Source organism: Bacillus mobilis (assembly GCF_001884045.1).
Lineage (GTDB): Bacteria > Bacillota > Bacilli > Bacillales > Bacillaceae_G > Bacillus_A > Bacillus_A mobilis.
Map to the genome: position 1 here is coordinate 1 of NZ_MACF01000122.1, position 14,869 is coordinate 14,869.

At 37.0% G+C, this 14,869-nt stretch carries 9 protein-coding genes; 6 read left to right on the top strand and 3 right to left on the bottom strand.

Translation table 11 applies throughout. The annotated features are described in order from the left end of the window. Positions 1-230 precede the first annotated feature (230 nt). A complete protein-coding gene (locus tag BAQ44_RS22505; RefSeq protein WP_071723908.1) occupies positions 231-1,454 on the bottom strand; it encodes an MFS transporter in 1,224 nt (407 codons plus the stop codon). A gap of 324 nt (positions 1,455-1,778) precedes the next feature. On the opposite strand from BAQ44_RS22505, the gene BAQ44_RS22510 reads away from it, so the two are divergent. Together BAQ44_RS22510 and BAQ44_RS22515 are read left to right on the top strand one after the other, a co-directional pair. Further along, positions 1,779-2,378 carry a TetR/AcrR family transcriptional regulator gene (locus BAQ44_RS22510; RefSeq protein WP_071723910.1) on the top strand — a complete coding sequence of 200 codons (600 nt, stop codon included), beginning with the start codon at positions 1,779-1,781 and terminating at the stop codon, positions 2,376-2,378. A gap of 416 nt (positions 2,379-2,794) precedes the next feature. Next, positions 2,795-3,739, top strand: coding sequence for an L-lactate dehydrogenase (locus BAQ44_RS22515; protein ID WP_000715344.1), 945 nt, complete (start codon positions 2,795-2,797; stop codon positions 3,737-3,739). A 171-nt stretch (positions 3,740-3,910) separates the two neighbouring features. Here BAQ44_RS22515 and BAQ44_RS22525 read toward each other — a convergent pair whose 3' ends face one another. Both BAQ44_RS22525 and BAQ44_RS22530 read right to left on the bottom strand, forming a co-directional pair. After that, positions 3,911-8,134, bottom strand: a complete 4,224-nt coding sequence (locus BAQ44_RS22525) for a S8 family serine peptidase (protein WP_071723913.1) — start codon at positions 8,132-8,134, stop codon at positions 3,911-3,913. A 32-nt stretch (positions 8,135-8,166) separates the two neighbouring features. Beyond that, positions 8,167-8,772: a CalY family protein gene (locus tag BAQ44_RS22530; protein ID WP_071723915.1), complete on the bottom strand. Its 606-nt coding sequence runs from the start codon at positions 8,770-8,772 to the stop codon at positions 8,167-8,169. A 470-nt stretch (positions 8,773-9,242) separates the two neighbouring features. Here BAQ44_RS22530 and glgB point away from each other — a divergent pair, with 470 nt between their 5' ends. The 4 genes from glgB (at position 9,243) to glgA (ending at position 14,853) form a co-directional block, all read left to right on the top strand. Continuing rightward, positions 9,243-11,180 carry a 1,4-alpha-glucan branching protein GlgB gene (gene glgB, locus BAQ44_RS22535; RefSeq protein ID WP_071723917.1) on the top strand — a complete coding sequence of 646 codons (1,938 nt, stop codon included), beginning with the start codon at positions 9,243-9,245 and terminating at the stop codon, positions 11,178-11,180. Next, the gene (glgC, locus tag BAQ44_RS22540) at positions 11,128-12,258 is read left to right on the top strand and encodes a glucose-1-phosphate adenylyltransferase (RefSeq protein WP_061679986.1); all 1,131 of its coding nucleotides are present in this window, start codon (positions 11,128-11,130) and stop codon (positions 12,256-12,258) included. The genes glgB and glgC overlap by 53 nt, the downstream gene beginning before the upstream one ends. Before the next feature lie 18 nt (positions 12,259-12,276). Next, positions 12,277-13,311, top strand: a complete 1,035-nt coding sequence (gene glgD, locus BAQ44_RS22545; RefSeq protein WP_000504142.1) for a glucose-1-phosphate adenylyltransferase subunit GlgD — start codon at positions 12,277-12,279, stop codon at positions 13,309-13,311. Positions 13,312-13,422: 111 nt separating this feature from the next. After that, a complete protein-coding gene (glgA, locus tag BAQ44_RS22550) occupies positions 13,423-14,853 on the top strand; it encodes a glycogen synthase GlgA (protein WP_071723969.1) in 1,431 nt (476 codons plus the stop codon). Positions 14,854-14,869 lie beyond the last annotated feature (16 nt).

The window sequence follows — 14,869 nt, forward strand, 5'->3', positions numbered from 1 at the left end:
TTGGTCAAGTGGTTAAGACACCGCCCTTTCACGGCGGTAACACGGGTTCGAATCCCGTACGGGTCATACTAAAAGAGATAGCATAATCTGCTATCTCTTTTTTGTTGTGTATAAATATAAAAGAAGCTATAACAGATTATAAATAATCAATTAAAAAAAGTTATATTAATTTAAATAGGATTACCTCTTCTTATACATAAGAAGAGGTAATCCTATTTTTTGAATATGTTTTAACTCTCTGCTGAGCGGCCATCCGTTTTCATAACAGCATGACTATATGCGGAGTGAAGAGTTTTGTATCCTAAAAGTGCAATAGTTAAGGCAAGGCCTCCTGCTATAATAGCCACACTAAATCCCGCCCGAGCTCCAAAGTTATCAATAACTAAACCAGCTATCGCTGATCCTAGGGAGACTCCAATACCAAGTCCTGTAATTGCCCAAGTCATTCCTTCGGTTATTTTTGATTCAGGTACGATTTTTTCCACAAGCCCCATAGTAACAATCATAGTAGGAGCGACAGATAACCCTGCAAAGAAAACAATAACTACTAGCCAAGGAATAGTGTTTACGAAAACTAGTGGCAGCATTGTTATCATGGAAAGTGTGACTGCTATTAAAAACTGATTATAGGGTGGAGTATTGAGTTTAAGAGTACCGAAAATTAGACCTGCAAAGCATGAACCGATTGCATAGACAGAAAGCACAAAGCTAGCAGCAACCGTGTTTCCTTGATGTTCAGCAAAAGCTACACTAACGACATCTATTGTGCCAAATATAGTACCTATGGCGATGAGTGTGAATACTAGTACTCGCACAGAACCAATTCTAAATACTGTTCCTTTGTTTGTAATGTCGTGAGGGTGTACGGGAGGTTCTGTGCTTTTTTGCATGGTGAATAGGCATACCCCAATTGTGAGAAAAACAGATGATAAAAGTGGGCCTGCTTCTGGGAAGAACATAACACTTAAACTGACAGATAATACAGGACCAATTATGAAGCAAATTTCGTCGACAACCGATTCGAAGGAAAATGCTGTATGCAATTTATGGGATCCACGGTATAGTTTAGTCCAACGTGCGCGCACCATGGCTGACATGTTGGGCATACAACCTGCACATAAGGCGGATAGAAATAGCGTCCAATAAGGAGCTTCATATTTCGTACATAGAAGTAAGAGGATCGTAAAGAAAACACTGATACCTGTAGTCGGAAGAAGTATGCGAGATTGCCCTAATTGATCGGCCATCCGAGAAATATGAGGAGCTAGTAAAGCTGATGATAATGTAAAGGTGGCTGCAACAGCTCCAGCAAGCCAATAGTCACCACGTAACTGAGATAACATTGTAACAATACCAATGCCCATCATTGATATGGGCATCCGAGCTATAAATCCTGCTAATGAGAATCCTTTTGTACCAGGAGCACTGAAAATTTCACGGTAGGAATTAAACATAATAATCACCAAAGTATTTGACGTTTACATATACATTCTTCATTCTTTTAACTCCTCCTCTGTTTCATTAATACCTTCTATAAAAAAGGGACAGTGAGTCAATGTAGGGTATGGGTAAGAAGTTATATTATCTTGTAAGCTAGAAATAATTGACATACGCACCGTATGCCAATATCATATTAACATACGGTGCGTATGTCAATTGAAATGTTTTATCTCTGGATAGGGAGCTGACGTTCAAAGGAGTTATTCTTTTACATAGAGAACGATACTATAATGCGATTTATTTTGAATAAAGAGGATGAATAGAAATAGGAGGAAAAGATGGTTAAAAAAACGAGAGCAGAAATGATTACTGAAACACGTGCTAAATTGCTGAGTGCAGCAAGAGAAGCTTTTGGTACAGTTGGATATGTAAACACGTCTATGGATGATTTTACAGCATCTGTCGGTTTAACACGTGGTGCAATTTATCATCATTTTGGTGATAAAAAAGGATTGTTAGAAGCAGTTGTAAAAGAAATTGACATGGAAATGGATAATAAATTAGGGGAAGTATCAAATGAGGCGGAAGGAAAATGGGAAGGATTTGTTGGGCGTTGTCGTGCGTATTTAACAATGGCACTTAATCCAGAAATTCAGCGAATCGTACTTCGAGATGCACCAGCAGTATTAGGAAATAGTTATTATCAATCATCACAGTCGCAATGTTTAACGACGATGGCGGAGATACTTCAACAATTAATGAAGGACTCTATTATTGAAAAAACGGACTGTGAAGCCTTAGCAAGATTCATAAATGGCGGACTAGTGGACCTTGCTTGTTGGATTGCGAATTCTGAAGATGCAGAGATGCAATTGTCTAAAGCTTTGCATAGCCTATCACTTATGTTGAATGGTTTATTACTAGAAAAGAACGCGTAATGTTAACGGATATTTTTTAATATACAGTAATGGTTAAAAGGGAGGTGGTAAAGTATAGGCTAATTCATTTATTTCACCGTAGTCTATATAGATTAACTGACGTCCAGCTTATAAGGGGATAATATGTTAGTTTGATTATAGAAATTGAATTTAGTTATAGGGAATAATCGAATCACATTCTTTTTGTTCACAATCTAAAGAAAACGCCTCCATTGAGATTGATTTCATACTTGATTTAATAGCTTTACACTCTATGTGAAAAAGTTCACAAATAGGTCATAATTTGTGAAGTAATTCACAATAATACGTGCTACAATATGAATGTAAAGAAGTTAAACAACATTAAATTAGTATTTTAATTAATTACTTAAACAATCATAAAAAATAGATGTGAACAATAGAGAGGGGAAATTAACATGAAAAAAGGTATCAATCGTGTAGTATTAGTAGGAACAGGAGCTGTAGGTTGTAGTTACGCTTACTCAATGATCAACCAAGGTGTAGCTGAAGAATTCGTACTTGTAGATGTTAATGAAGCAAAAGCAGAAGGGGAAGCAATGGACTTAAGCCATGCGGTACCATTCTCTCCATCACCAACAAAAGTTTGGAGCGGTAGCTATGCAGATTGTAAAGATGCAGATTTAGTAGTTATCACTGCTGGATTACCACAAAAGCCAGGCGAAACTCGCTTAGACTTAGTTGAGAAAAATACAAAGATCTTTAAACAAATCGTTCGCGGTATTATGGATAGCGGATTCGATGGAATCTTCTTAATCGCAACAAACCCAGTTGATATTTTAACTTACGTAACTTGGAAAGAATCTGGTCTACCAAAAGAGCGCGTAATCGGTTCTGGTACTACTTTAGACTCTGCTCGTTTCCGTTACATGTTAGGTGACTACTTAGATGTAGATCCACGTAACGTTCATGCTTACATCGTTGGTGAACACGGTGACACTGAACTTCCAGTATGGAGCCATGCTACTATCGGTGTACAAAAACTAGAAACAATCTTAGCTAACAACGAACAATACAAACAAGAAGACTTAGATAAAATCTTCGAAAACGTACGTGATGCAGCTTACCATATCATCGAGCGTAAAGGTGCAACTTACTACGGAATTGGTATGTCACTACTTCGTGTAACTAAAGCAATCTTAAGCAACGAGAACAGCGTATTAACTGTATCTGCATACCTTGAAGGACAATATGGTGAGAAAGATGCTTTCGTAGGTGTTCCAGCTGTTATTAACCGCGAAGGTGTACGTGAAATCGTAGAACTTGAGCTAAATGAAGATGAAAAAGCGAAATTCGCTCATTCTGTAAAAGTATTAAAAGAAACAATGGCACCAGTACTATAATAATTGTTAAACCATTCAGAGGCGGGACACTGCTTCCTACCTCTGAATTCATATAATTTAATATAAATTCCTTTTCCGGTTTCCCTTGTATATCCCCAATATACCCCTTTTGCTGGATCAGGGTCGTTTATAGAAAAGAGCACTCTACTTTATATAGAGTGCTCTTTATTATTATTTTTTAGGAGTTAATCCTAATTTCTTTAAAATATCTGCAAGTGTACCGCTTTTTGATTTTTCAACAGGTGTTTGTGATTTAGATGCATCCGGTCCTTTTTTCAAGAAATTCTTTTCAACGAAGCGAATATCTTTTTCGTCGACAATACCATCTTTGTTAAGGTCGCCGTCTTTCACAGATAGTCCTTTTTTACCATAGTTGTTAGCGATAATTTCTGCATCTTTCACATCGATTACTTTATCTCCATTTACATCACCTGCAAGGTTTTCATCAAAGCGTGCATAATAATATTGGCCAAGTAGCTTACCATCTTTTTCAGTACCTAATTTCGTTGTTAGTCGGCTTGTTAAATGTCCTGGAACCTCTACGTATAAGTTGTAGTCGCGTTTATTAACAGGAAGTCCATTTAGTTTGAAGTAACCGTATTTATCGAGTGAGCCTTCGAACTTATGACGGTAAGAATCTGTTGCATATACTTTTACGCCAAGCTTTGTATAATCGAATTTTTCATCTAAATAGCCATGTTCATTTAAGAATGCACCAGGTTTAATATTACCTTCTACGAGTGAGTTTAATGACATCATTGAGAATGTTTGATCTTGAAGTACACGCATTCTGTTTGGCTCTGATTGACCTTGCTTCCAGTAAGCGAACACTGCTAAATCTAATTGAGCATTTGCTTCATAAAATTCATCATTTACTACTTTGAAAGTTACATCAATGAACGGGAAGTCACCATCTAATCCGGCGAAGTTTTTATCATCAATAGCTCCGCCTACTGTAACAGATCCTTCTTCTAGTTTCGGTTCATTTACTTTTGCCGTTACCCCTTTTTCGGAAAGGAGTTTTTCAAAAGCAGGATTCAATTTCGCATTTGCAAATTTGAAGTTTTTCTCTAGGAATTCTACGTTAAATTCTCCAGACACAAATTGTTTTACATGTTTGGCATTTAGCGTCACAGTAAATTCATCATCTTTATATAATTCTTTTTTATCATAACTAGCTTTCGCATATTGAGCACCTTGCGGGATGAACCAATAGTTATTTACACCGCTCGGGTAGTCAGGGCCTGCAGTTGCATAATCGAAAATATATACGCCTGTATTCATTGGACCTTCAGTTTTAAAGGAATCAGGTGTAATACCCACTTTAAAGTCACCATTTTCCGTAATAGGTAAAAACTTGTGCAAGTATGGAGAATAGTCATAGTACATAACGCCGTTCGCTTCTTGCGTAATGTTTAACCCTTTTCCTCTTAAGTAGTCAACGTTAGAATCATATACATTTCCTTTAATCCATAGTGCTTTTTTACCATCTTCTACTGTATAGTTTTCTTCATTTAATTCATAAATACCAGGCTGTAATCCAGTTAATTTCACTTCTGGCGGTGTATTATCAATTACGACATAATCACCTTTCACACGTGCTTTACCGGCTTTATCATAGCCAACAAATTCAATTGTGTAATCACCTTCTGGTAAGTCGATTTTCTCATCACCAATTGGTTTTGCAGGATCATTTGTAAAAGGATACACTCTGCCGTTAAAGAATGAATCTAAGTAGTAATACACATCCGTTTTTAGGCCACTCGTGTTTAATGTGCCGATGAAGCCAAGCACTTTATTTGTTTTTGAATCTTTCACGATAAGATCTAACGTCTCCAGTTCGCTGTTTAATTGGAATGCCCCGTGCAAATACGATTCACGGTATGGATTGAATTTAGATGTATCAGTTGAAATTGTTTTTCTTGATAATAGTGCATTTTCAATACCAGGCTCTGATACACGAATAGAGAACGGAATTTGATACGTTTCTTCTTTATTTTTCGTGTTTGTAATATGGATGTATCCTTCATATCGGCCTTGCTTTGCACCAGCTGGAATATTAATTTTTGCTTCAATTTCATCTGATTTACCAGCATCAATTGTAATTGTTTCAGAAGTAGAAACTTTTACACCGTTTGCGGTAGCATCGTTAATAGCAGAAGATGCTGGTGTATAAGAAATTTCTGTTTTAAATTCTTTCTTCTCTTGTTTATTGCGATTTTCAACTTTAATTTTTCGTTTTTGTTCAAGAGATTCCCCGTCTTTTTGATAGTACTTACCGAATGCAATGGATCCAGTTTCTTCAGGTACTTCAATCACTTCATCATTTACAATTGTTTTTGTCGTATCTAACACTTTAAAACTTGTTTCCGTATGAACAGAGTTATAAGCATCTACTCGTCCAGCTCCCACTTCGTATACGGAATACTTTTCTTTTAAATCATCAGCTGTGTTCATAAGAGATGCTTTTACATCGAATGGAGAGTATTCTGGATGCTCTTGCAAAATAAGAGCAGCAACGCCAGCGATATGAGGAGATGCCATGGATGTTCCTTGCATACGTTCATAGGAAACATCGTAGTTTTCGCCCTCTTGCGGGTCGTTAATATACTCAGGTACTGTTGAAAGTACAGCAACACCAGGCGCTGTAATATCAGGTTTAATATCATCATTTGATGTGACAGGACCACGTGAGCTAAAGTCTGCAAGATGATCGCCTTCTGTTTGAATGTAACTAATTTCACCAAAAGTAAAGGAGGTGTTACCTTGTTCAATTTGAGCTTTTAGTTTTTCACCGTCTTCTTTCGTTAGGCGGAATGCTGGAATGTATTTTGTGCTTTCGCCAATGTAGTAAGAAATTTCTCCATCCACATTGTTATAAATAATAACTGCTTTTGCACCAGCTTGTTTCGCATTTGCGATCTTTTCATCAAATGAGATTGTACCGCGTGCAACGAGAGCGATTTTTCCTTTTACATCTATTTTACTAAACTCGTCAGGAGTACCGATTCCGACAGATTCAATAGGGAGAGATTGCCCTTTGAAATCTTCTATTTTATCAGTGAAGTTTTTGCCGAATAAAATTAGGTTAGGGAATTGTAATTGTCCAGCATGACCTGATAGTTTCGGTAAGGAAATAGAGCTATCACTTGCTCCAACTGTAATAGCAAATGGAGAAGCACCTGGTGATCCGAGTGTCGCTGGGTTTGGACCAGAGTTCCCAGCAGCAACGACTGTAACAACACCAGAAAGCATCGCGTTATTAACAGCAATAGACGTTGGATCAAGCGGATTGTTGCTATCATCACCTAACGATAAGTTAATGACGTTCATACCGTCAGAAATAGATTTGTCGATTGCAGCGATAATACCAGAACTATCGCCGCTTCCGTAAGGACCGAGTACACGATAGTTATACAGTTCAATGTCAGGTGCAACACCTTTTACTGCGGAATCTGATTTATTTTTCTTTTGAGCAGAAACGATACCTGCTACGTGAGTACCATGCGCAGTGTAGAAGGAAGAACCACGATCATCAAATTCAGGAGCACCAGATTGTTGCCACTCTGTATAAGTTGTTTCCATCGGATCTGCATCGTTATTAATAAAGTCCCAACCTTTTACGGAGTTCGGGTCTACCTTACTAGAATCTTCACCTGCTTTTGCGCGATAGCCTTTATACACGTCTTTTAAGTCAGGATGATTGTAATCAATACCTGTATCTAATACACCAACTTTAATTCCTTTTCCAGTAATGCCCTCGCTATGTAACTTATCTACTCCAATTTGCGGAATGCTATCTGTTAGTTTTTGAGGTGCTTTCTGTTCTGCTTGTTTTGGTAAATTTAGTTTCACTTCGTAATCTTTCCAAATACGTTTTACAACGCCAATTCGTAACAATTCTTCCACTGTATTTGCAGGTAACGTGAGAGCAACGCCATTTATCGCATGCTTGTAAGAACGTTTAATTTGTACAGACTGGAAATTCCCTGATTTTACTGATGGGCTGAATTGATAAAGGCGTTTGAGTCCTTTTTGGAATTCCTCATGTTCTTGATCAATACGTGCTTTTATATTTTCAGGAGCAGCTTGTAATCCTTTTTCTTTTTGTTTTAATTCATTAATCTTTACTGGAGCCGTTTGAAATTCTACAATGATATTTACTGGTTCAGAACTACTCGTATTAATATCTGGCGAAATAGTAAAACCAGGATTGGCATCTAACGTTTGTAATGCCTGACGTTGTTCTTTAGAAAGTTTTGATAGTAAAGACTGGGCGTTTGAAGAGTCAATTTGGTTAATAGGATTTTCAGCAAGTACATTGAACGGAAGGGCAGTTGAAAATAGAACGCCAGCCGTTACAATTCCGGTAACAAAACGATTTTTCTTTTTCATATATAGGCCTCCGATAATTTATATTTTAAAAATTATTTCTCCTCGCCTGGTGTTTGCTCTGCATGGAATGTCCAGTTTAGCTGTAAGGAATCACCCTGGAATTTATTTTGATCTTGGTCGTTATCTTCAAAGGAGAAGAGCACGTGTAAGTAATCTGTTTCACCAGATTTAATACCATCTATTAAATTATGACGTTCTAGAGAAGTAGCTACATCCTCAGGTTTCATAGTTTTTAATTCTGATAGTTTTGTTTCCCACAAAATTTCGTGATCATCGTTTGGATTAGATGGCTTTCCATCATTCACTAAAAATTTGACGATGATGTGATCGCCTAAATCTTCACCATCATTATTTTGCTTTGCATCTGTAACTTCATAGGATGTTTCAAGTGCTACTTTTGCAATATCCAATGTTCCTTTGTTTTCAAGCTTGAAGTTTCTTTCAATCAAGTCACCTGGCTTTAAATCATTCACATTAACGATTACACTTGGATTAATAGAAAGGTCTAATGTTCCAGCTTGAAATGAGTTACTAGATGTTTCAGAATCACTGAAATAGGCGAATACACCGCCGAATGTAAGGGATAAGCCAAGTGAAGCTGTGACAACTCCCATCCCAACCTTTTGTTTTAATGACATAAGAAAGCCCCCTAATTTAATTTTTATCAAACTTTCGCCTAGAGTATGGATAGAGTAAACATAGTGTTTCAGTATGAATTATATTTGCGAAGGTTTGATGTTCTTTATTGAGAACAAGTATATGCTTATGAATTTTCCATTTCAATAAAATTATGACAAAAAATATTGAGAAACATTTTTTTTTGACAGATTATTTTGTTGCGATTTTAAGTGATAAATAGCGAGTAAAATAGGATAGATCTAATGAAATAAAGGTTGAGAAATAAATAATAAGATGAAAGACTAGTAGAAAATGAAGCGTTTGCAATGAATATTCGTCAAAATTCGATATTTTACACAGTAAATTTGAATATTTTGAGCGAAAATAAAGAAAAAAACGAATATTTTTTAAAAAATAACAAGGATATTTCAGTTTTTCGCAGAAATGATAAAGAGTAAAAAATTTCTGTCATCTTAGTGAGGTGAACATATTGGATGTAATAAATTGTGAAGAAGTGAAACGAGATGAGTTTCATACAGAAAAGTACTATGACAGTTATAACATCTTTGGGGCACATATTGTGACGGAAGATGGGATGCGAGGTGTACGATTCACAGTATGGGCTCCTCATGCGAAAGCAATGAGTGTTGTTGGAGATTTTAATGAATGGGATTATGAGCAACATAAGATGCTACAAGTGACAGAAGAGGGGATTTGGTCCTTGTTTGTACCGCATATTGAAGAGAATGAGATATATAAGTATGCGATTGAAACGATGGATGCTAACGTGATTTTAAAAGCAGATCCTTACGCAGTATATGCAGAAGTAAGACCAAATACGGCATCTGTAGTTTTTGATATAGAGGGATATGAATGGAATGATAAAAACTGGATTCGTAAGAGAAAGAAAAAATCGATTTATAAAGAAGCGATGACAGTTTATGAATTACATTTCGGTTCTTGGAAAAAGAAAGAAGATGGCGCTCTGTATTCTTACAGAGAAATGGCCGAGGAGCTCATTCCGTATGTGGTGGAACATCAATTTACACATATTGAAATTATGCCGCTTGTTGAGCACCCATATGATCGTTCTTGGGGATATCAAGGAACGGGATATTATGCAGCGACAAGTAGATTCGGCACGCCACATGATTTGATGTATTTTGTCGATGAATGTCATAAATATGGAATCGGTGTCATTTTAGATTGGGTGCCGGGGCATTTTTGTAAAGATGCTCACGGTTTATATTTGTTTGATGGGACACCGACTTATGAATATAAGGATAAAGATGTGCAAGAAAATACAGTATGGGGGACTGTCAATTTTGATTTAGGAAAGAGGGAAGTACGTAATTTCTTAATTTCAAATGCATTATTTTGGATGAAGTATTTCCATATTGATGGTTTCCGGGTGGATGCAGTTGCGAACATGCTGTACTGGAATAAAGAAGGACAGGAACAAAGTAATGAGCACGCAGTTTCATTTTTACGAGAGTTAAATGAAGCGGTATTTGCAGAAGATGAAGATTTTCTTATGACAGCAGAAGATTCAACAGCTTGGCCACTTGTAACAGCTCCAACGTATGAAGGTGGGCTTGGATTCAATTACAAATGGAATATGGGCTGGATGAATGATGTGCTGAAATATATGGAGTGTGCGCCAGAGTACAGGAAGCATATTCATGAGAAAATAACGTTCTCATTACTATATGCTTACTCTGAAAACTTTATATTACCGCTTTCTCATGATGAAGTCGTTCATGGGAAAAAGTCGTTATTAAATAAAATGCCAGGAGATTACTGGGATAAGTTTGCTCAACTTCGTTTATTATATGGATATTTCTTTACTCATCCAGGTAAGAAATTACTCTTTATGGGTGGAGAATTCGGGCAGTTTGATGAGTGGAAAGACCTTGAAGATTTAGATTGGAATTTACATGACTTTGAAATGCATCGTTATATGCATGATTACTTTAAAGAGCTCATAGCATTGTATAAGCGCTCCAAACCACTTTGGCAGCTTGATCATTCACCGGAAGGATTTCAGTGGATAGATGCTAATAATCATGAGCAAAGTATTTTCTCGTTTATCCGCCAAGGGGATAAACAAGAAGATGCGTTAGTTGTCGTATGTAATTTTACGAAAGCTACATATGAAAACTACAAAGTAGGTTTGCCAGATTTCGAGTATTATAACGAGATTTTAAACAGTGACGCTGAGCAATATGGCGGATCGGGGCAAGTGAATAAGAAACGTCTCAAGACGATTCAAGAACCGTATCATAATCAAGCGGCACATGTAGAAATTACAATTCCACCATTTGGCGTATCCATATTACGACCAGTGAAGACGAGAAAGGGGAGCAAAAAACAAGATGGCTCAAAAACAAAAATGCGTAGCAATGTTACTAGCAGGGGGAAAAGGTAGTCGATTAAGTGCATTAACAAAAAATTTAGCCAAGCCAGCTGTTCCATTTGGTGGTAAATATCGCATTATTGATTTTACGCTAAGTAACTGTGCGAATTCTGGTATTGAAACGGTAGGGATTTTAACGCAATATCAACCACTCGAACTTCATAATTATATCGGAATTGGCAATGCTTGGGATTTAGACCGAGTAAGCGGTGGAGTCACAGTGTTACCTCCTTATGCGGAGTCTTCAGGTGTGAAGTGGTACACAGGTACGGCAAGTGCTATTTATCAAAACTTAAACTATTTAAGTCAGTACGAACCAGAGTACGTTCTGATTTTATCAGGCGACCATATTTATAAAATGGATTACAGTAAAATGCTAGATTACCATGTGGAGAAAGAAGCGGACGTTTCGATTTCTGTTATTGAAGTACCTTGGGATGAAGCGAGTCGTTTCGGTATTATGAATACGAACGAAGAGATGGAGATTGTTGAATTTGAAGAGAAACCGCAATTTCCAAGAAGTAATCTTGCATCAATGGGAATTTATATTTTTAACTGGGCAATTTTGAAAGAGTATTTAGAGATGGATGCAAGAAATCCTGAATCTAGTAATGATTTCGGAAAAGATGTACTTCCGCTTTTATTAGATGAAGGGAAAAAGCTGATGGCGTATCCGTTTGAAGGATATTGGAAAGATGTTGGAACGGTGAAAAGCTTATGGGAAGCGAATATGGATTTACTTCGCGATGAAACGTCGCTGAATTTAAATGATCGTAATTGGCGTATTTATTCTGTGAATCCAAATGAGCCACCTCAATATATTGCTGAACAGGCAAAGGTAGAAGAATCACTTATTAACGAAGGATGCGTCATTGAAGGGGACGTGAAGCATTCTGTGTTATTCCAAGGAGTGACGGTGGAAGAAGGTAGTATGGTTATTGATTCTGTCGTTATGCCAGGAGCAAAGATTGGTAAAAATGTTGTGATTGAAAGAGCGATTGTTGGATCGGAAATGGTTATTGAAGATGGAACAATTATTCGTCCAGAAAAAAATGTCGACGATGTAGTACTCATTGCTGAAGGGAAATAGAAAAGGGGGATGAAATGAATGGGAGAAAAAATGTTAGGAATTATTAATGCAACGGGAAGTTTTCCTTCCTTAAAGAAAGTAACAGGGCATCGTTCACTAGCGGCGTTACCGTTTGGGGGCCGTTATCGACTCATTGATTTCATGCTTTCAAATATGGTGAATTCTAATATTCATAGTGTAGCGGTTTTTACAAGTCATAAAAACCGTTCACTAATGGACCATGTTGGTTCAGGAAAACAGTGGGATTTAGATAGAAAAAGAGACGGACTGTTTTTATTCCCACCAAATTGCCAATGTGATCAAGATGAATTTGGTTCTTTTGCACATTTTAGAAGACATATTGATTATTTTTTAAGAGCTAGAGAAGAATACGTTGTTATTACGAATAGCCATCTCGTAACAGCATTAAATTTCCAGGCGGTGTTAGAGCGACATATACATACGGCAGCTGATATTACTGAAGTTTGCCATGAAGGGGTTTCGCTTCAAACATACGTGTTAAAGAAACAATTATTGTTAGATTTATTTGAGACATATAAAGATGTGGAGCAATACAGTTTATTTGATGTAGTGAGAGAAAAACGCGGAAAATCACTGCATATTGCTACGTATGAGCATACAGGATATGTAGCTATTATTGATTCGATTGAAAGTTACTATAAACATAGCTTAGAAATTTTGCAGCCTGCTATTTGGAAGCAATTATTTAAGAAAGAAGCACCGATCTTTACGAAGGTAAAAGATGAACCACCAACTCGTTACCTGAAGGGTGCAGCCGTGAAAAATACAATGATTGCAAACGGCAGTATTATCGAAGGTGAAGTAGAAAATAGTGTTATCTCCCGTTCTGTTAAAATTGGGAAAGGTTCAATTGTTCGTAATAGCATTATTATGCAGAAGAGTAAAATTGGAGATAACTGTATAATAGACGGTGTTATTATTGATAAAGACGTGAAAATTGGTGACGGTGTTGTACTAAAAGGAAACGCCGATGAGCCATATGTTGTAGAAAAAGGAAGCATTCAAAATAGTACGATTAATAGTTATTCTTAAAAGAATCAGTGGGGGGTTCCTCCACTGATTAAAGCATTCATTCCAATGAAAACTCGAAGGGAGGAAGCTGCAAGGGAAGTAGTATAAGCTTTTCGTGCAGTGGGACAACAAGTGAATATTTTATTTGCAGTATCAGAATGTGTACCATTTGTTAAATCGGGAGGATTAGCTGATGTAGCAGGTGCGCTCCCAAAAGAGCTAAAAAAATTAGGCGTGGAAGTTCGCATTATACTTCCAAATTATAGTCTTATTCCGCAAAAATTAAGGGATGGATGTACGTTACATAAAGTAATTAATGTCCCGCTTGGGTGGAGAAATCAATATTGCGGAATTTTAAAAGGTGAGCAAGACGGGATTACGTATTACTTAATAGATAATGAATATTATTTTAAGAGAGATTCTCTATATGGTCATTATGATGACGGAGAGCGTTTTTCTTATTTTTCGAAAGCAGTTTTAGAGTGTATTCCTCATCTTGACTTCGAAGTGGATGTTCTTCATAGCCACGATTGGCATACAGCTATGGTGAATTTCTTATTACGTGAAAAGTATCAAGATAATCCATTATACGAGCATATTAAAACGGTATATACGATTCATAACTTGCAGTTCCAAGGTGTATTTCCTCCTGAAGTGATGTACGACTTGTTAGAACTTGGCGACGAATATTTCCATAGTGAGCAGCTAGAGTTTTATGGAAATGTGAACTTTATGAAGGGTGGAATTATCGCTTCTGATCAAATTACAGCGGTTAGCCCGACATACAAAGAGGAAATTCAATATGAGTTTTTCGGTGAGAAGTTAGATGGGTTGTTACGAAAAAATAATGGTAAACTTAGCGGCATCGTAAATGGAATTGATACGAGCGTATATAATCCAGAAACGGATTCGTATATTACTGCTCAGTACGATGCGGAGTCATTAGAGGAAAAGAATGAAAATAAACGCGCCTTGCAGCGTTATTTTGGTTTGCCAGAAAAAGAAGATACACCAATTATTTCGATGGTAACGAGATTAACGAAGCAAAAAGGTCTTGATTTAGTACGTACTGTATTCCGCGAAATAATGGAGGAAGATGTACAATGTATTATTTTAGGATCAGGTGATTCGGAATATGAGCAATTCTTTGAATGGATGGCATACGAGTATCCTGAAAAGGTAAAAGTGTATATCGGATTTAATGAAGAATTAGCTCACCAAGTATATGCGGGAAGTGATTTATTCTTAATGCCATCACTATTTGAACCGTGTGGACTTGGACAACTTATCGCATTAGCGTACGGTACGATTCCGATTGTAAGAGAAACAGGCGGATTAAATGATACGGTACAATCTTATGACGAAGAAACTGGAGAAGGAAATGGTTTCAGTTTCACGAACTTTAATGCACATGACATGTTGCACACGGTTCGTCGGGCGATTGAATTTTATCATGATAAACTGGTATGGGAGCAGCTTGTAAAGCAAGCGATGACTGAAGATTATAGCTGGGAGAAATCAGCTCTTGCCTATAAGAAATTGTATAAAAGTCTCATGGAATAACATGTAGGTGGTGAAG

Excerpts from the sequence above, each read along its gene's own strand:
- BAQ44_RS22505 (WP_071723908.1), bottom strand. The coding sequence starts at position 1,454 with ATGTTTAATTCCTACCGTGAAATTTTCAGTGCTCCTGGTACAAAAGGA.
- BAQ44_RS22510 (WP_071723910.1), top strand. The coding sequence starts at position 1,779 with ATGGTTAAAAAAACGAGAGCAGAAATGATTACTGAAACACGTGCTAAA.
- BAQ44_RS22515 (WP_000715344.1), top strand. The coding sequence starts at position 2,795 with ATGAAAAAAGGTATCAATCGTGTAGTATTAGTAGGAACAGGAGCTGTA.
- BAQ44_RS22525 (WP_071723913.1), bottom strand. The coding sequence starts at position 8,134 with ATGAAAAAGAAAAATCGTTTTGTTACCGGAATTGTAACGGCTGGCGTT.
- BAQ44_RS22530 (WP_071723915.1), bottom strand. The coding sequence starts at position 8,772 with ATGTCATTAAAACAAAAGGTTGGGATGGGAGTTGTCACAGCTTCACTT.
- glgC (WP_061679986.1), top strand. The coding sequence starts at position 11,128 with ATGGCTCAAAAACAAAAATGCGTAGCAATGTTACTAGCAGGGGGAAAA.
- glgD (WP_000504142.1), top strand. The coding sequence starts at position 12,277 with ATGGGAGAAAAAATGTTAGGAATTATTAATGCAACGGGAAGTTTTCCT.